The organism is Candidatus Omnitrophota bacterium, assembly GCA_028707125.1.
In the GTDB taxonomy this organism is placed as follows: domain Bacteria; phylum Omnitrophota; class Gorgyraeia; order Gygaellales; family JAQTUX01; genus JAQTUX01.
The window spans coordinates 225163-242835 of sequence record JAQTUX010000001.1 but is presented as its reverse complement, the minus strand read 5'-3'; the positions used below and the strand labels follow the sequence as shown (position 1 = coordinate 242835).

Here is a 17673-nt window from a genome sequence, read left to right as displayed (position 1 = left end):
CCGGAACTATAGCGGATCTTCCGAAAGAAGAAAGAAACCATTTGTATTTGAAGGTTTAAGCGTGATCTTTTTAACATCGCTCTTTAGATATATCTCTGTTCCACCCATGTCCATTGTGCCGTCGCTATAAAACTGCGCGGGCTTGCTCATCTCGATTTTTATGCCCTTAGGCGTTTCAACCTTCGCCAGGCGATCCGTATCTGCTATAAACTCACCGCTTGAGCCGTCCTTATGGAAAACGGAGAAATAGGATTTATCGTTGCTGTCCGCGGGCATCTGCTTAAACTCTATCTTATAGACGGCCCGCTTAAGTATGGCCTGCTGCCGTATGAGGCGGCTTAAGTTTATTACTCCCTGAGCTGTATTCCTGAGTTGTATGGTTGTATACGTGGCGCGGAACCTGGGAGTGGAAATGGAGAAGATGATCCCGAGGATGACTATGACGATAATAAGCTCAAGAAGGGTGAACGCCTTATTCTGTAATGTCATCCTGGCCGCCGCAATTTTTATCAGGGCCGCAGGAACGCAGTTCGTATTCGTTCGTCCCCTTCTGCGCATAATGGTATTCCTGGTCCCAGGGGTCTTTCTGCAGTTTTTTCAGGTATTTTGGGGAAAGCTCTGCCAGCGTTTTAGGATACGCTCCGGTATCCAGTTCGTACATATCCAGCGCGATGGCAAGCGACTTTATATTGGCCGCTGCCGCTGCCTTGCGCGCCTGCTCAGAGCGGCCGGCAAACCTGGGCACGATTATGGACGCGAGTATGCCGATAATGATGACAACCAGCATTATTTCAATGAGCGTAAAGCCGTTTTTCCGTCTTAGATCCATCCTATCCTCCGTTTTTGTCACTGAGCCATAAAATTTATCTGAAATATCGGCAAAAGCATGGCGATCACGATAAACCCCACGACAGAGCCCATTATCAGTATCATTGCCGGCTCAAGGCCGGTAAGCATCGCCTTGGTGACCTGGTCCACCTCATCTTCGTATGTGCGCGCTATGCGTTCCAGCGACTTATCCATAGTGCCGGTCTCCTCCCCGACAGCTACGATATTTGAAACATAGGTGGGGAAATGGGCAGAGGCAGCGATACAGGAAGAAAGCTTGCCGCCTTCCCTTATCTTTTCCCGGAAGGCCGCTATCTCCTGTTTCAATAACGCGTTGCCCGCGGAGTTCTGCGCTATTTCCAGGGCGGAAAGTATAGATACCCCGCCTCCTGTCAGGGCTGAGAGCGTCCGGGTAAAATCCGCTATGCTCGCTTTGGTGTTGAAATTACCGAAAAAGGGCGCCCTCAACTTAAAACTGTCTATGGCCAGGCGCCCCTCATCAGAGCCGTATATCCTCTTAAAAATAAACACGGCGATAGCAGCCAGCAAAGCGATAAGCCAGTAATAACTATTGAAGAAAGCGCTTATGCTTATGAGTATTGCCGTGGGAAGCGGCAGGGTCTCGCCGAATTCTTCAAACATGGAAACAAACTTCGGTATGACAAAGGTGAGCAGGACAAACACGGTGATGCTCCCTACTATCGCGATCAATGCTGGATAGATCAAACTGGAAATGATCTTTGACCTTACCGCCTGGTCTTTCTCCAAAAATCCGGCTACGCGCTCAAGCGCCTCGTCTATGAATCCGCCTGCTTCGCCTGACGCCACGATAGAACAGTACAACGTGGAAAATGCCTGCGGGTGTTTTGAAAGCGCCTGCGAGAAGTGCTCCCCTTCTTTCAGGTCGTCGATCAACCGGCCTATCAGCCGCTGCATATCCTTGTTTTCCGACTGGTCGCGCAGGATCTTAAGCCCTGAAAGTATGGTCAGGCCTGAGGCAAGGAGATTGTGAAGCTGGCGGGTGAAAACAGTAACATCTCTCCGGCTTATCTTCCTTCTTCTTAAAATCCTGCCCCGCGGCCGGCCCTCCGCCTCTTCTATGCTCAAGGGATAAAGCCCCATTTCCTGCAGCCTGGACGCGGCGTTGGATTGGCTTTCGGCCTCTATGGTCCCGGTTTTTAATTCATTGGGGGCGGATTTTGCCTTATAATTGAATAACGGCATATGGCTAAATGAACATCTCTTCTTTCTGCGTTACGCGCAGCACCTCTTCTATGGTGGTGATCCCCTGCGTCGCCTTTCTGAGGCCTGCCTGGCGAAGAGTGGTCATACCTTTGGAGATCGCCGCCTGCTTTATCTGCTGGCTGGATGAACGCTTTAATATCAGGTCCCTGACCTCGTTATCCATCACCAGGATCTCATATATAGCGGTCCTGCCCTGGTAGCCGGTGTGTTTGCACTTCTCGCATCCTGAACCGGCATAAAATACCGACCTGGGAACATCTATGTCTTTCTTCAATATCTGCGCCGCCTCTTCGGAAAGGCGCGCTTCTTTTTTACAATGCGGGCAGATAAGGCGGACCAGGCGCTGGGCAATAAGGCATTCAATGGAAGAGGCGACCAGGAACGGCTCCAGCTCCATATCCAGAAGCCGCGTTACCGCGCCCGCGGCATCATTGGTATGAAGCGTGGAAAAAACCAGGTGGCCGGTCAGGGAGGAACGTATGGCGATCTCGGCGGTCTCATAGTCGCGTATCTCTCCCACCATTATTATATCCGGGTCGTGGCGCAGTATGGACCTCAAGCCGTTGGCAAAATCAAAGCCGATCTTAGGATGGACCTGCATTTGGATTATGCCGCTTATCTGATATTCTATGGGGTCCTCGATCGTAATGATCTTGGTCTCTTTTTTATTCAGCTCGGAGAGGAAGGCATAAAGGGTGGTTGTCTTTCCGCTTCCCGTGGGGCCGGTGACAAGTATTATGCCGTGCGGCCTCTTGATTATGCCGCTTAAGAGTTCCGACTCTTCCTTGCTTAAGCCGAGGCTGTCCAGCTGGAACATGACCTCTTTGCCGCTGAGTATCCTTATGACCACCGCCTCCCCGAAGGATGAAGGCACGATGGAGACGCGCAGGTCAAGCTCTATGTCTTTGACCCTTATCTTTATCCTGCCGTCCTGCGGAAGCCGGTGCTCGGCGATGTTCAGATGCGCCATGATCTTTATGCGGGAAATGATCGCGGAGTGAAAATATCTTATGGTCTCGGGGATATTGACGTCATAGAGCATGCCGTCTATCCTGAAGCGCACCTTCAGTTCGTTCTCATAGGGCTCAAGGTGGATATCGGTGGCCCTGTCGGAAACGGCCTGAGCCAGTATCTGGTTTACGAACTTGACTATTGAGGCGTCCTCTGCCTGCACCTCAACATCCTCGGCAGCCCTTCCCTCTTTCTCTATCCTGCCGAATATCTTCTCGCTGCCGGCGACTATCTCTTCAAGTGTGTCCGCCCCAACCCCGTAATACCTGCTTATCGCCTCCACTATATCGGTATCGCCGGCAAGCATGGGCTTAATATCATAGCCCAGAAAAAGCCGCATATCATCTAAGGTATGCACGTCCAGAGGGTCGGCCATGGCAAGCGACAGCGTGCCGCCCTCAAGTTTAACGGGTATAAGCCGGTAATGCGTAGCAAACTTCGCCGGCACGGTCTTGATCACTTCCGGGGGGATAATGGCGTCTTTGAGGCGGATGTAAGGCACCTTGAGCTGTCTGGCCAACACGGGAAAGATCTGCTCTTCAGAGACAAAGCCCAGTTTTATAAGATTGGCGCAGAGATACCCGCCTGCCTCTTTCTGCTGGGCCAATGCCCTGTCCAACTGCTCAGGGGTAACCGCGCCTTCTTTTAATAACAGCTGCCCTATCGTCAAAACCGCGGATTTATCTCCCATCGCAATAAATTATAATCTCAAACAAAGCAAATGTAAAGTTTATAATACGACGTATTTATACAGGCGCTGCCTGTCGGCCTGCTTTATGTGGACGAACTGGATGCCGGTCATATACACGCCGCCAAATATATCGGGCCTGACCCATACCACTTTGCCGACCGCGAAAACCGGCTTCTCTTCTCCGGGGATCTTTATGCTGATCTCCACGCGCGTATCCGGCTGGACCTTCTCCGGGAACATAACGCGTATGCCGCCTTCAGAGGCATCCTCGGTACGCGTGCCGGCAAGGTCCCTCATTGACCCGATTACGCGGTAAGCCACTTCCAGCTCCACATTCAGCCGTACGAATTCACGCTTCTCCATGGCGCGCCTCTCCCTTTCCAATATGAGGTATCGCCGGGAAATTATCCCCCAGAAAATCAGACATCTTCCTCCTCGCCCTGTGCGCGCTTATCCTGGCGTACCTGCACATAAGTTTCGGTTTAAGTAATCGTCTCATTGCCCCCTCCTTCTTTCTACCGTGGCCGGTACCGGCGCTGTCGGCGCGATCACAAAATTCGGCGCGGCAAATACACAGGTCTCGTCCCTCTCATACTCTGCCGCCGCCTTGACCATATCCAGGTCTTTCCTCTGAAAGTTAAGGCGGTAGATACCCCTTAGCAGCCCCTGCGCGTCTTCCGCGAAAAGCCGGTCTAAACTTATCAGCGCGTACCTCTTGCTTATGCTGTTGAGCCGCTCTGAGCTGAATTTGACCTCGTCTTCCCTGCGAAGCAGGCAGCCGTCCTTCATCTTGATTATCATCTGCCCCCTGATATACCTGCCGTCGGCAAAACAGCTCATGCCCACTGTCGCCAGCGCCTTGCGCACGAATGAAAGGAACTTCAGCCTTTCCAATATCTTACTATGTATCATGACGCACCTCCTGAGATTACACGGCTACGCCTTTAAAAACTAATGGCTTGCAATGTCCTTGTACAGGTTGTCCAGTTGTATATAGAACCCCCTGAGATTCCTCATATATTCAGCCATTGCCGCTTCGGCCCGGCCCGCGCTTAAATACCTGTTCGCCTGGCTCCATGTCGCCGCGCTGTTTAAGGCCTGCAGTATGGGCATCTGCCTGTCAAGCAACCCTTTTAACTCGCCTACCTGCTCCGTGAATCTTTCGTAATCATCAATGTCTATGGCGTCAAACAGCTCTTCCATCTCATCTATGATGCTTCTCTCCGCGGAGTTCAGCATCCGCGCGGCAGTTGCCGTATCGTCGCTGTTTGCCGCGAGGAGATCGGTGAACCTCTCAAAGGCGCCCCTTGCCTCATCAAACACATTATCCGCGTCCCTTCCAAACCGCTCCCAGATCCTTGACGCGCTTGAATTTTCGCCTATGACCTCATCCACAACCTCGTGCCCGTTCTTATCCAGGAATTTAAAGAAAGGCAGCATCATATCGTTAACTTTACGGGCTATGCCTTCCTCCAGGCCGTTTACGATCTCATTCATCTCATTGATCTTGTCCAACGCGAACGCGTCGACCCCTCTGTTTTCTATCCTGAAGCAATATTGCCGCAGTGATTCAACGCCCCATCTTAGATGCGCGGCATTTCTGATCATGGGGGACACGATATACCTCCCCGCAAAATGTTTGACGGGCCTGAACACATTGTTGACTATCGCCTTCATTATGCCCAGATTCCTTGCTATTGCCGCTATCCTCGCCGCGGCGCCGAATACTCCCCTGACAGCCAGGCCGCCGAATATGAATGCCGCCGGAGCCGTGAACAGCCGATTATAATTGCCCTGCCTTGCCTCAATAAGCCCTGCCATTGTTTCCGCTGCCCCGCCCACAACAGGGGCCGCCGAAAGCAACTCCAGAGCAGCCAGCGTCCTGTACATTCTCTCCTCAGAATCAAAGAGTTTAGTATAGTTGATATTGGGACGGGCCGGATCAGAATTATAACAGAGCCAGGGATATACGGCCCTTGTTTCAAAGAGGTCGCCCCGTAAGTGCAGCGCCCTTTTTACGCTATCAGCCCCTGCCCTGTCAAACACATCCTCCGCCTTACGGCAGAGTTCAGAGAATCCCGGAGTGTTACAACAGGCGAGCAGGTTCTGCTCGGCAATTATTTTGGCCATGAAATAAACGTGGTCTTTGAATGTCTGCGCCCGGTAATCCTCGGCATATACCTCGATCCAGTCCAGCGGCTCATCCCCGCTGCGGATGTCGTTGCTGCCATCCGCATAACGGTGCGCCTCTCTCCACCCGGACTGGTCCCATGATTCTGTGTGGCGCGAGCCGTCGGGAAATCTGAAATACCTGCTGTAGCCGTTGATCACCAGTATTGAACCCAGCCCCGGTTCCCTGTCGCAGCTGTAATCAACCCTGCGGTAACTATCAAGATAGCGGCTGCCTGTTTCTTCGTCCCGGGCATAGGTAGTAACGCGGTTAGGCATATATCCCTTGCCTGTGCAGCTATCCCTGCGCCAGGTGATCTGGCAATTATAGGCATACGCCGGCTCCCAGATGTTGTCCGCCTCGTCTTCCGCGGCAGATACACTGGGTGAAAAAACTGCCTCGCATGCAAAAATAAACGCAATAATACACGCGGTATATTTTTTCCGATCAGATCCGATCTTCATTTTCTTGCCCTCCTATAAAAAATCCCGTATCCAGCCATAATGCCGAATACGGGAAATAAAAAAGTTTTCCATCTTCGGTAGTCGCGCCGCCCGTTCCGGGCCGCTAACTTTGCGCCCCCGCATTCCTGCGGGTTTGCCTTTATCGGCTGAAAAACCTCAACCTACACTACCCTAATTGTCAGTATAAGTATACCCTATAAATGGGCTTCTGTCAAGGGCAGCGCCTATGCTATTGCCAGCATTGCCTCTATTGCCTTAAGCGCGGGTTTCCTTATACGCTCAGGCACGTACACCTCCTCCCTCAACTCCTCCAGCGCCCAGAGTACCTTTTCAATGGTGGTGCGCTTCATATTGGGGCAGACCGCCTTCTCAGAAGCAGGATAGAACCCTTTGTCCGGATTATCTGTTTTCAGCCGGTAAATCAGCCCGACCTCTGTGCCTATGATCATCTCATCCGCATTGCTTTCCTTGGCGTATTTGCACATCTGGCCCGTGGAAAGCGCCTCATCAGCCAATTCTATCACTTCGGGCGTGCATTCGGGGTGGACCAGGACCTTCGCTCCGGGATGGAACCGCTTCTCCCTTAAAATGTCCTCCGGCAGTATCTTGACATGTGTGGGGCAATAACCACTCCAGGGGATGAGTTTCCTGCCTGTCTTTTTAGAGACAAAATCAGCCAGATACTTATCAGGCACGAATATGATCTCTTTTTTGTCTTTCAGGCGATTGACTACGCTCGCCGCGTTCGTAGAGGTGCAGCAGATATCCAGCTCCGCCTTTACCTCTGCCGAGGTGTTTACATACCCCACAACTACCGCTTCAGGATGCTTATCCTTAAGTTTTTTCAGGTCGGCCGTTGTGATCATATTGGCCATGGGGCAGCCGGCCTGCACGTCAGGCACGATGACCTTCTTATCGGGGCAGAGGATCGAGGCGGTCTCCGCCATAAAATGCACCCCGCAGAAAATAACTACTTTGGCTTCGGTCCTGGCCGCGATCCTGCTTAACTCAAGTGAATCGCCGTGAAAGTCGGCAACATCCTGCACTTCCGGCAATTGATAATTATGCGCCAGTATGACGGCATTGCGCTGTTTTTTAAGTTTCTGTATCTTCTGCTCTATGTTCATTGCCTGATTATCCCTCCACCGACAACTACATCCCCTTTATAAAATACCGCTGATTGTCCGGGGGTTATGGACTGCTCAGGCCTGTGTAATTTGACCTTAAGCAGGCTTTTACTGATGGGTATGACGCGGCCTTCTTTACCTATATTATTATATCTTATTTTAACAGTAAGCGCAAGCCCGCCGTCCGGTATAGCGGTATATATAAATGTAGGGCTCCTTACAAGAAACTCATCCCTGTAGGTATCCTGCCTGGGGCCGGCTATTATCCTGTTGCGCCTCTTGTCTATACCTGTTATATACAAAGGGGACTTATAGGCGATCCCCAATCCTTCGCGCTGGCCTATCGTATAAAAACATATGCCCTTATGCCTGCCCAACACCTTCCCCTGCCTGTCAACGATATCACCCTCTTTGATCCGCTCTTTGAAACGCGAAAGGATAAAACCCCTGTAATCGTTATCCGGGATGAAACACACCTCCTGGCTGCCTGCCTTGTCTGCCACAGGCAGGCCCAGCCGCCTGGCGTAATTTCTTACCTCCTCCTTCGTATGATCACCCAACGGCATTAAGATATGCCTTAGCTGGCGCTGTTTTAGCCGATAAAGAAAATATGACTGGTCTTTGCGGGTATCCTTTGCCTTCTTAAGCAGGAACTTATTCAGCCCTTTGTCAAAACACACCCTCGCGTAATGCCCTGTGGCAAGGAAATCGGCATCAAGCGACCTTGCCTTGTCAAGAAGTACGCCGAATTTTAAATACTGATTACACCTTACGCAGGGATTGGGCGTGCGCCCGTTGAGATACTCACCGCAAAAATCATCTATAATTTTATCTTGAAGCGGCTTCGCGAAATTCAACGCGTAATGCCTGATGCCGAGCGAGCCGGCAACGCGCCTGGCATCTTCTATTGCCTCTCTGCCGCAGCAGGACGGCCTCCCGCCCCCCGGGCCGGAGATATTAAAACACATGGTCATCCCGATCACCTCGCAGCCCCGCGCCTTTAGGAGCGCGGCTGCCACTGAAGAATCCACCCCTCCGCTCATTGCTACTACTACACGCATATTACTCTTCATGCTAAACACGCTTAATGCGGGTATTGGGTAATTAGGGTATTGGGGTCTGGATATTGGGAGATTGGGATATTAGGTATTTGTCCCCAATCTCCTTATATCCTAATCCCCAGACCCTGATCACCAAATCACCTAATATCCGCTTTTAACTTGTTACTTCTTCAATTGATCTATATGTCACATCCAGCAATTCTTCCAACTCCGGCAGAGATATTGAAAGCGGCGGGAACAGCACGATCACATTACCTAAAGGCCGCAGGATCACCCCGTATTTACGCGCCTGCCGCGTAACCCTGATGCCTGTTTTCTCCTCCCATTTATACGGCTGTTTTGTCTTTCTGTTCTTGACCAACTCAATGCCCGCGATCAGGCCCGCCTGGCGGACATCGCCTACGGCCTTCAGTTCATAAAATCTTTTTAATCCCTTACGCAGAAACCTTATCTTTTCCTGAACCATTTCCAAGGTACGCTCTTTTCTGAAAACCTCAAGATTTGCCAGTGCCGCGGCGCATCCCAGGGGATTAGCTGTATAGCTGTGGCCGTGGAAAAACGTCTTTTTGCCGGCGTAATCGCCTAGAAACGCCTTGTATATCTCGTCCGTAGCCAGCGTTGCTGCCAGCGGAAGATATCCCGCGCTCAAGCCCTTTGCCAGGCAGAGGATGTCGGGCTTAACCCCTTCCTGTTCACAGGCGAACATCCTGCCTGTCCTGCCGAAGCCCACCGCCACCTCATCCAGGATCATCAGCACATCGTATTTATCGCAAAGCCGGCGCAACTGCCTCAAATAACCCGCGGGCTGAGTGAGTATGCCGGCCGCTGCCTGCGCCATCGGCTCTATTATGACGCCGGCGATGCTTTTATGTTGCTTCTTTAGAATGTCCTCCGTTTCTTTCAGGCATTTTAACCGGCATTGTGGATATACCTTGCCCAAAGGACAACGGTAGCAATACGGCGCCTTTGCCTTTATGGTGCCGAACAAAAGCGGCCTGTATATCTTATGAAATAAATCGATCCCGCCCACGCTGACAGAGCCGACAGTGTCTCCATGGTAGGCGTTAACAAAAGAAATAAATTTCCTTTTCGCCTTCAGCCGTGGCTCTTTTTGCTGCCAGTATTGAAATGCCATCTTGAGGGCGGCCTCAACCGCTGTTGAGCCGCTGTCGGAATAAAATACCTTGTTGAGATCCCCGGGGGCGATCTCAATTAACCGTTTTGAGAGCAAGATCGCCGTATCATTGGACAAGCCAAGGAACGTGGAGTGCGCTATCTTGTTTAATTGCCGCCTTAGCGCCTGATCTATCTCTTTTTTCCTGTGCCCGTGCACATTCACCCAGAGGCTGGAGACCCCGTCTAAATACCACTTTCCCTGGGAATCCTTAAGGTAACTGCCTCTGCCTTCGGTGATCACCAGCGGCTCATCCTCAACCCATTCCCGCATCTGTGTAAAGGGGTGCCAGATAAACTTCTTGTCCCAATCCCGCAGCAAACCGGTGCCGCGCTTATTGACAGGCCCGTCATTAATAACCGGCTTCGTATCAATGTAAATTTTATTGCCGCCGGGTAACCCGCCCGCCTTCATCCTCTCCACGTCAATGCCTTTTATATGAGGAACGCGGCCTATGAGCGGGACTCCGCTTATTTTCTCTATGATCCCGGCGTTTTTACCGGCGCTTAAGTCCACTTTGACGCCGTGGGCATGATTCATTATTACGCCTTTAACCTCAAGCCCCGATGCCCGGGCATACTCTATCGTCAGCAAGGTATGATTTAATGTGCCGAGGCCGGGACGCGAGACAATAATGACCGGCAGCCCCATATCCTGAGCAAGATGCGCCATATTATAATCAGTGTCAATGGGCGCCATTATACCGCCTGAGCCCTCCACAATTACAAATTCATATTTGAGGCGCAACGCGTTAAACGCGTCCAGGATCGCCTTTATCATTTTCTTTCTCTGCCGGCTGTTAAATGCCGCGTACGGCGACAGCGGGAGTTTATGCAGGTAAGAAGAAGATGCCTCTTCCCTGCTCATCCCGGCCGCCTTTCTTACGAATTCCGCGTCCTGGCTGATCAGCCGATCCCCTGAATAAAGCGCGCCTGTCTGTATGGGCTTCATAACACAGGCACCAACGCCCTCTCTCTTTAAATAACGCGCGAGAAGCGCGCTGACAACCGTCTTGCCCACGCCTGTGTCGGTCCCCGTAATAAAAATGCCTTTATCCATATATCCCAATTCCCTGATTACCCAATACCCTATTTTCTTGCCTTCACCATAACGGCCTCGTATGTCATTGTGACTTCGCCATTGCCGTGAAAATTCCGGCTGTAGGTATCCTGTAATTGCTTTATAAAGGCCCTGCCTCCCAATCCTTTAAAAACGTTTACCCCCCTATAAGAGGTCCCTGTATATTTAAGCTGCACAAGCGCGTCCTTTATATCTCTGTATTTATGGCTATAGACATCGGTTGTCAGATCTATATCTTTGAAACCCAGCTGCTCCAAAACCGCCCTGACTTCATACATATGGGGCAGAGGATAGAAATAGGCGTCCGGATCAACCTCCCTTATACAGAAGATAAGCTCCTTGAGGGTATCCCTGCCGAACAATGAGAAGAATATCCTTCCTTTGTTTTTTAAAACGCGTTTTGCTTCGCTAAGGGCGCAAGACAGATCGGCAACCCATTGGTATGTGGAATTGGAGACCACAAAATCAAACAAACCATCCTTAAACGGCAGGCGCTCGGCATCCGCCTGAAATAAAGGCGTACCGGAGAGGGCGTCTTTTTCCGCGGCCTGCTCCAGCATGCCCTCGGAAATATCCAGCCCGAACAAATTCGTTTTGGGGAATGCCCCTTTAATGCGCCGCAGCATCCTGCCGGTGCCGGCGCCGATATCCAGCAGGGAACCCTCTTTGATGCCGCCCTCTTTTAAAATGCCGCGAAACAGGTTCTCCGCTACATACCTCTGGACCGCGTCAAAATCCTCATAGGTGCGCGCTGAACGGGAAAACCTGTATCTGATCTTTGACTTATCCATTATCGGCTAAAAACTCCTTGACCCTGCGGTAAAAATCATCTTTGCGCGTGAGAAACGGAAAGTGGCCGCAGCCGGCCAGCATCTCAAGGCGAGAGGCGCTTATCCGGCCCTGGAGGAACTTCGCGGAATATTCTCCTATAAGAGGATCTTCGCTGCCGGAGATGATCAACACGGGCGCCTTGATCTCGTTTAACCCCGAACGCGCGTCTTCATCGCGAATGATCTCAAGGAAGCCCTCCAGAGATTCCCGCTTTGCGGTGTGTTCCGGCACCGCCTTAAACCCGTCTTCTCTTTCTTTCGCCGTAAAAACCGAACGCAGGAAAACCGGGATGATCCCGGGATATTCGGATCCGATCAACCCCCGCAGTTTTTCCAGATCCGGAAGGGAGATCATGGCGTCAAAACTTTCATCTCTTATAAACTTGGGCGTGCTTGACACAAGCACAAGTTTATTGACTGCCCGCGGATATTCCGCCGCGAGTTTAATCCCTATTAATCCCGCGAATGAATGCGCGATGATATCCGCCTTCTTTATTTTAAGAGGCGGGTATAAAGAAAGCGCGTCCTCAACCATATCCTTTAAGCTGCCCTGTTTCCATTCCGATCTTCCGTGGCCGGGAAGATCAACCGCTATCGCGCGGAAATCAGGCGCGAGCAGGCCGATCTGTTCCCGCCATATGGAAGAATCCACGGCAAAACCGTGCAGGAATATAAGCGGCTTTCCCTCGCCCGCTGAGTTGTAAAAAAGATTTACGCCCCTTTCTGTCCTTATATAAGGCATAGCTCCCTGCCCGTATTCCCGATATTATCAAGCGCCGTGTCCATATCTTCTTTAGTATGCAGCGCGCTTACAGTCAATCTCAGGCGCGCCGCGCCCCGCGGCACGGCAGGCGGCCGTATCGCCTGCGCGAAAATTCCCCTGTCAAAAAGCCGCCGGCTGAATTCCACCGCGGCTCCGGACCCTCCGACGAAAACAGGGATGACCGGCGTTTGGCTGCGCATGGTATCAAACCCCAGCGCGCCTAAACCGCGCCTTAAATGATCCGCGTTGTCCAGAAGGCGGACGCGCCGCTGCGGCTCCGCTTTGATAATTTCCAGCGCCTTCAGGCTTGCCGCGGCAACTGCCGGCGGCAGGCCGGTCGTATAGATGAAAGGCCGCGCCTTATTTATAAAAAGTTCCCTTAATTCCCTGCGGCCGCAGGCGTATCCTCCGTATGAACCGAACGCCTTGCTCAACGTGCCCATCTGTATGCCTATATTATCCACGCCCAGATACTCAAGCGCGCCTCTGCCGCGCTCTCCCAGGACTCCGGTGGCGTGCGCTTCGTCAACCATGACCTCTGCCTCATATTTATCCGCCAGGCGCGCGATATCTTTAAGAGGGGCGATGTCTCCATCCATGCTGAATACGCTGTCTGTTATGATCAGTTTGCGGCTGCCGGAGCCGGACCCCTTAAGCAGTTCCTCCAGTTCCCGTGTATCACAATGCCCGTACCTTTTAAAACGCGCCCGGCTCAAGATCGCGCCGTCAACTATGGAGGCGTGATTGAACCGGTCGGAAAATATCAGGGAATCCCTTGAGGCAAGAGCGGAGATCATCCCCAGGTTAGCCGTATAACCGCTGGAAAAGACCAGACAGGACTCGCTATTCTTGAATTCGGCTAATTCCTCTTCAAGCTTTTGTTGAAGGTATGTGTTGCCGCAGATAAGGCGCGAGGCGCCGGAACCTGTGCCGTATCTGTCTACGGCCTGCTTTGCCGCCTGTTTCAGGCGGCTGTCAGAGGCAAGGCCCAGATAATCGTTTGAGCAGAAATTGATGACCTCTTTGCCGTCAATCCTGACCCTTACCGCCTGCTCGCTTTCAAGCAGGCGCATCTTTCTATACAGGCCCTTTTGCTCTAAATCTGCCAACTCTTTCTTTAAGTCAATCATTAAACTCTTAACCCCATATCCTTTATCATCCGCATATCATCCCGCGCGGCCGAGCCCTTAGTGGTAAGATAATCGCCGAGGATCATACTGTCCGCGCCGGCAGCAAACATCAACGGCTGCAGGCTGCGCAGGCACTGCTGCCTGCCGCCGCAGACCCTTATCTGTTTAGCGGGTAAAATAAAACGGAATACGGCGACTATCTCCAGCAATTCAAGCGGCTGGACCGCTTTATTGCCGTGAAACGGCGTGCCGGCTATGGGGTTCAAGAAATTAAGCGGGACGCAATCAACATCCAGCTCCTTTAAGGCAAAGGCGAATTCTACCCGCTGCCCTTTGGTCTCCCCCAGCCCGAATATGCCGCCGCAGCAGACCTCTATGCCGCGTCTTTTCAATATCTTGATCGTGCGCACTCTGTCGCGGAAGCTATGCGTCGTGCATACCTTGGGGAACAGCGCCTCCACGGTTTCCAGATTATGATTATACCTGTCAAGGCCCGCCTTTTTTAAATCGCGCGCCATATCCTCATCCAGCTCTCCCAGCGAGGCATCGCGCCTGAGTCCGGGATAACGCCTTTTTATCTCTGATATGGCATCAAGGATAACCGCGAATTCTCTCTTATCATGTACGCGCCTGCCGCTGGTAACGACGCAGAACCTTTTTGCGCCTGACCTGCGCGCCGCGCCTGCCGCCTGAAGGATGCGCTTTATGTCCAGCAGGCCGTATCTTTTTATCTTTGTCCGGCTGGAACCCGACTGGGCGCAAAAACGGCAGTCCTCCGAGCAGAGGCCGCTTTTGGCATTCACTAACGAGCACAGATCCACGCCTCTGCCCCGGAAGCGCTCCCTTACGCGGTTGGCGGCATCAAACAAGGAGAACCTGTCTTTTCGAGAAAGACAAAACAGCCCTGACGCCTCTTTAAAATCCAGCTGCCTGCCTGAGAGCACCTTCTTGAACATCCTGTCTATGTATTTTCTATCCATAGATCCCCCATAAAAAATCCGTCCCTTTTTATGATAGAACGGATACGGTAATTGTCAACTATATTATATTATCCAGTTTACAATCAACCGGCCTTAACAACGTCTCCGGCAAAGACCTTTTCAACAAGCCCCGAGTCCTTGCGGATAAGCAGGCCGCCGTCTGAATCTATATCCTGCGCCTCTCCCACAACCTCTCTGTTGTAGCATACTACCTTTACGCGCGAATGAAGGGTAAGCGACAGGCCCCTCCATTCATTGATTATGCTTGAGGCGCCGTATTTCAACAGATGTATGTAATCCGCCTCGATCCGGCGCAGTATCGCCCTTAACAACGATACCCTGCAGACGCTTTCGCCTCTCTCCTGCCGCAATGACGTGGCATAGTCAGGGATACCGGACCTGGCGTTATTGACGTTTATGCCTATGCCGATGACCACAAACCTCACCCTGTCTGTTTCGGCGTTCAGTTCCGTCAGTATGCCGCCCGCTTTCCTGCCGCGCACGAGCAGATCATTGGGCCATTTTATTCCCGCGCTCACGCCCGTCTCCTCATTTATCGCCTTACAACAGGAAACAGCGGAAAGTATGGTAAGTTTTGCCGCCTCGGACGGCGGGAGGTTCGGCCTTAGTATGAGCGAGATATATATGCCTTTTGCCTTCGGAGAAAACCACTGCCTGCCGATCCTGCCCCTTCCCCTTGACTGTGATTCCGCGCAAACAATAGCGCCCTCCTCTTCCCCTTCCACGGCTAACTTCGTGGCTATATCCATAGTGGAAGAAACGCTCTCGTAATAGTGGATCTTCCTGCCGACGAATTTGGTATTGAGAGAAGAGGTTATCTCCTGAGGGAACAACTTATCCGTGAGCGCGTCCAGGCGGTATCCCAGATGAGGCACGGCTGAGATCTCATAACCTGACTGCCTTAACTCCTGTATGTGTTTCCATACCGCGGAGCGCGATATCTTTAAATGCCGGCTCAGGTCTTCGCCTGAAACGTAGGTATCCGACCCGCGCAAAAACTCAAGTATCTCAAAATCACTTATCATAAAGGGGGGACATCCTGCGCAGCTTATCCACTATCTTAGGAAGATGCTCCAGTAAATAGTCAACCTCTTCCTCTTTTGACCAGCGGCCTAAGGTTACGCGCAAAGACCCGTGGGCTATATCGTGAGGCAGGCCGATGGCAAGCAGCACATGAGAGGGCTCAAGGGAACTTGAGGTGCAGGCAGAGCCGGTTGAGGCGGCGATGCCCAGCATATCCAGATTAAGCAATATACCTTCCCCCTCAATATATTTGAACGAGAAATTCGCGTTGTTAGGCAGCCGCTTTACAGGATGGCCGTTAAGGCGCGCGTCGCTTATGAGGCGGGGGATCTCCTTTATGATTTTATCGCGTAAACGGCCCTGAAGACCCGCCTCCTCTTTTATGTTTTCCGAACAGAGACGGACCGCCTCTCCCAGGCCCACTATCCCGGGGGTGTTCTGGGTTGAAGCCCGCCTGCCCTGCTCCTGGTCTCCTCCGTGCAGGAAACGCGCGATCTTGGCGCCCTTTCTTATATACAGGGCGCCGACTCCCTTCGGCCCGTAGAACTTATGCGCCGAGAGGCTCAGAAGGTCGGCGTTCAGGTCATTTACGTTTACCGGTATATGCCCTACGGTCTGCACCGCGTCTGTATGAAACAAGACGCCTTTATCGCGGCAGATCTTCCCAATTTCCGAAACCGGCTGAATAACGCCTATTTCATTATTGGCGTGCATAATGGAAACAAGGATCGTTTTATCCGTTATCGCCTTGTTTACGTCATCGGGATCCACAATGCCTTCTTTGTCCACGCCTACGCGGCTTACCTTAAAGCCCCTCTTTTCCAGAAACTTGCATGGCTCATCTACGGCATGATGCTCTATCTTAGAGATTATTATGTGATCGCCCTTTGCTTCATTGGCAAAGGCAGCCCCTTCCAAAGCATAATTGTTTGACTCTGTGCCGCCTGAGGTAAATACTATTTCTTCCGGTTTTGCCCCTAAGAATTTTGCCAGGGTTTCCCTTGCCTCTTCCATGCCCTTTCTGGCTTCCTGCCCGAAGGAGTGTATGCTGGAAGGGTTGCCGAATTTATCGCTGAAATACGGCTTCATCGCCTCAACTACCCGCGCGTCCGTAGGCGCTGTAGCCGCGTAATCAAAGTATATGCGCTTCATTTTTTCACCTCGTTCATGCTGCCGGTTCTATAGCCCTCTAAATCCACTGTTATATAATTATATCCCAGGCCCTTTAATTTGTCTACTATGGTTTGCCTTTTGGTCAACAATTCAGGGAGGCGTTTTTTATCCACCTCGATCCTCGCCAGGCCGCCGTAATCTCGCACCCTTACCTGCGCGAATCCCAGTTTGCGTATATGCCCCTCTGCCTTTTCAACCCTCCGTAAAGCGGCTTTGGTTATCCTGCGGCCGTAAGGAAAACGCGAGGCAAGACAGGCCAGAGAAGGCATGTCCCAGGTAGGAAGCCGTAATTTTTTAGAATAACGGCGGATATCCGCCTTCGTAAAACCGGCTTCCTTTAAGGGCGAACGCACGCCCTCTTCTTTCCCGGCGATGCTGCCGGGCCTGTAGTCTTTGTCATCGTCGAGGTTGGAGGCGTCGATCACAAACCTGTAATCTTTCTTCGCGGCGATCCTCTTAAGCCGGCCAAACAGCTCTTTTTTGCAGAAATAACATCTGTTTTTCGGATTACCGGTAAATCGCGGGTTATTAAATTCTTCCGTCTTTATAACCAGGTGCCTGGCCTTTAAGGAACGCGCTGTCTTCTTGGCTGACTGTAATTCCCCATGGGAATAAGTCGGAGATACAGCTGTAACCGCCAGGACATCGCCTCCCAGCGCGTCTTTTGCCGCCTTAAGCAGAAAAGAGCTGTCCACACCCCCTGAGTAGGCGAGGACAACCGAGCCCATTTTCTTGAGTATCGCCGTTAACCTCTCTGATCTATCCATGTGAATTAAGCCCCGCCCTTTTGGTTAGTTAGCGCTCTGTATACTACCCAAAAGGGCGGGGCTCACAATGACGAAACGTCCTTCTCCGCTACTTCTTCTTTTTCTTCTTCTTTTTCCTTGGCCCGCAGCTCCCGC

18 protein-coding genes, 1 pseudogene and 1 riboswitch are annotated in these 17673 nt (G+C 51.9%); all 19 genes and pseudogenes read right to left on the bottom strand.

Going from position 1 to position 17673, the window contains the following annotated elements:
- Positions 1 to 6 precede the first annotated feature (6 nt).
- On the bottom strand, positions 7 to 489 hold the full coding sequence (locus PHR44_01250) for a prepilin-type N-terminal cleavage/methylation domain-containing protein (protein MDD4909294.1): 483 nt from the start codon (positions 487 to 489) through the stop codon (positions 7 to 9).
- Entirely contained in the window at positions 473 to 829 is a 357-nt protein-coding gene (locus tag PHR44_01245) for a type II secretion system protein GspG (GenBank protein MDD4909293.1), read from the bottom strand. Before PHR44_01245 ends, PHR44_01250 begins: the two co-directional genes overlap by 17 nt.
- A 17-nt stretch (positions 830 to 846) precedes the next feature.
- Positions 847 to 2052 carry a type II secretion system F family protein gene (locus PHR44_01240; GenBank protein MDD4909292.1) on the bottom strand — a complete coding sequence of 402 codons (1206 nt, stop codon included), beginning with the start codon at positions 2050 to 2052 and terminating at the stop codon, positions 847 to 849.
- 4 nt (positions 2053 to 2056) lie between these two features.
- Positions 2057 to 3775 carry a type II secretion system ATPase GspE gene (gene gspE / locus PHR44_01235; protein MDD4909291.1) on the bottom strand — a complete coding sequence of 573 codons (1719 nt, stop codon included), beginning with the start codon at positions 3773 to 3775 and terminating at the stop codon, positions 2057 to 2059.
- Between the two features lie 39 nt (positions 3776 to 3814).
- Entirely contained in the window at positions 3815 to 4138 is a 324-nt protein-coding gene (locus PHR44_01230) for a PilZ domain-containing protein (GenBank protein ID MDD4909290.1), read from the bottom strand.
- Entirely contained in the window at positions 4125 to 4274 is a 150-nt protein-coding gene (locus tag PHR44_01225; protein ID MDD4909289.1) for a hypothetical protein, read from the bottom strand. The genes PHR44_01230 and PHR44_01225 overlap by 14 nt, the downstream gene beginning before the upstream one ends.
- Positions 4271 to 4687, bottom strand: a complete 417-nt coding sequence (locus PHR44_01220; GenBank protein MDD4909288.1) for a hypothetical protein — start codon at positions 4685 to 4687, stop codon at positions 4271 to 4273. The genes PHR44_01225 and PHR44_01220 overlap by 4 nt, the downstream gene beginning before the upstream one ends.
- Before the next feature lie 39 nt (positions 4688 to 4726).
- Positions 4727 to 6409: a hypothetical protein gene (locus PHR44_01215; GenBank protein MDD4909287.1), complete on the bottom strand. Its 1683-nt coding sequence runs from the start codon at positions 6407 to 6409 to the stop codon at positions 4727 to 4729.
- Between the two features lie 73 nt (positions 6410 to 6482).
- A riboswitch (cyclic di-GMP riboswitch) is annotated at positions 6483 to 6557 on the bottom strand.
- A gap of 76 nt (positions 6558 to 6633) precedes the next feature.
- Positions 6634 to 7536 (bottom strand): quinolinate synthase NadA, encoded by a 903-nt coding sequence (gene nadA, locus PHR44_01210; protein ID MDD4909286.1) that lies wholly within the window; start codon positions 7534 to 7536, stop codon positions 6634 to 6636.
- On the bottom strand, positions 7533 to 8597 hold the full coding sequence (gene mnmA / locus PHR44_01205) for a tRNA 2-thiouridine(34) synthase MnmA (protein ID MDD4909285.1): 1065 nt from the start codon (positions 8595 to 8597) through the stop codon (positions 7533 to 7535). The genes nadA and mnmA overlap by 4 nt, the downstream gene beginning before the upstream one ends.
- Before the next feature lie 154 nt (positions 8598 to 8751).
- Positions 8752 to 10092, bottom strand: a complete 1341-nt coding sequence (gene bioA / locus PHR44_01200) for an adenosylmethionine--8-amino-7-oxononanoate transaminase (protein MDD4909284.1) — start codon at positions 10090 to 10092, stop codon at positions 8752 to 8754.
- 114 nt (positions 10093 to 10206) lie between these two features.
- A pseudogene (bioD, locus tag PHR44_01195) lies at positions 10207 to 10830 on the bottom strand (dethiobiotin synthase).
- Positions 10831 to 10859: 29 nt separating this feature from the next.
- The gene (locus tag PHR44_01190) at positions 10860 to 11642 is read right to left on the bottom strand and encodes a methyltransferase domain-containing protein (GenBank protein MDD4909283.1); all 783 of its coding nucleotides are present in this window, start codon (positions 11640 to 11642) and stop codon (positions 10860 to 10862) included.
- Positions 11635 to 12423 (bottom strand): alpha/beta hydrolase, encoded by a 789-nt coding sequence (locus PHR44_01185; GenBank protein ID MDD4909282.1) that lies wholly within the window; start codon positions 12421 to 12423, stop codon positions 11635 to 11637. The genes PHR44_01190 and PHR44_01185 overlap by 8 nt, the downstream gene beginning before the upstream one ends.
- Positions 12411 to 13574 carry an 8-amino-7-oxononanoate synthase gene (gene bioF / locus PHR44_01180; protein MDD4909281.1) on the bottom strand — a complete coding sequence of 388 codons (1164 nt, stop codon included), beginning with the start codon at positions 13572 to 13574 and terminating at the stop codon, positions 12411 to 12413. Before bioF ends, PHR44_01185 begins: the two co-directional genes overlap by 13 nt.
- Positions 13574 to 14554, bottom strand: coding sequence for a biotin synthase BioB (bioB, locus tag PHR44_01175; GenBank protein ID MDD4909280.1), 981 nt, complete (start codon positions 14552 to 14554; stop codon positions 13574 to 13576). Before bioB ends, bioF begins: the two co-directional genes overlap by 1 nt.
- A gap of 83 nt (positions 14555 to 14637) precedes the next feature.
- On the bottom strand, positions 14638 to 15600 hold the full coding sequence (locus PHR44_01170; protein ID MDD4909279.1) for a biotin--[acetyl-CoA-carboxylase] ligase: 963 nt from the start codon (positions 15598 to 15600) through the stop codon (positions 14638 to 14640).
- Positions 15590 to 16750, bottom strand: coding sequence for a cysteine desulfurase NifS (gene nifS, locus PHR44_01165; GenBank protein ID MDD4909278.1), 1161 nt, complete (start codon positions 16748 to 16750; stop codon positions 15590 to 15592). The genes PHR44_01170 and nifS overlap by 11 nt, the downstream gene beginning before the upstream one ends.
- A complete protein-coding gene (larE, locus tag PHR44_01160) occupies positions 16747 to 17538 on the bottom strand; it encodes an ATP-dependent sacrificial sulfur transferase LarE (protein ID MDD4909277.1) in 792 nt (263 codons plus the stop codon). The genes nifS and larE overlap by 4 nt, the downstream gene beginning before the upstream one ends.
- Positions 17539 to 17673 lie beyond the last annotated feature (135 nt).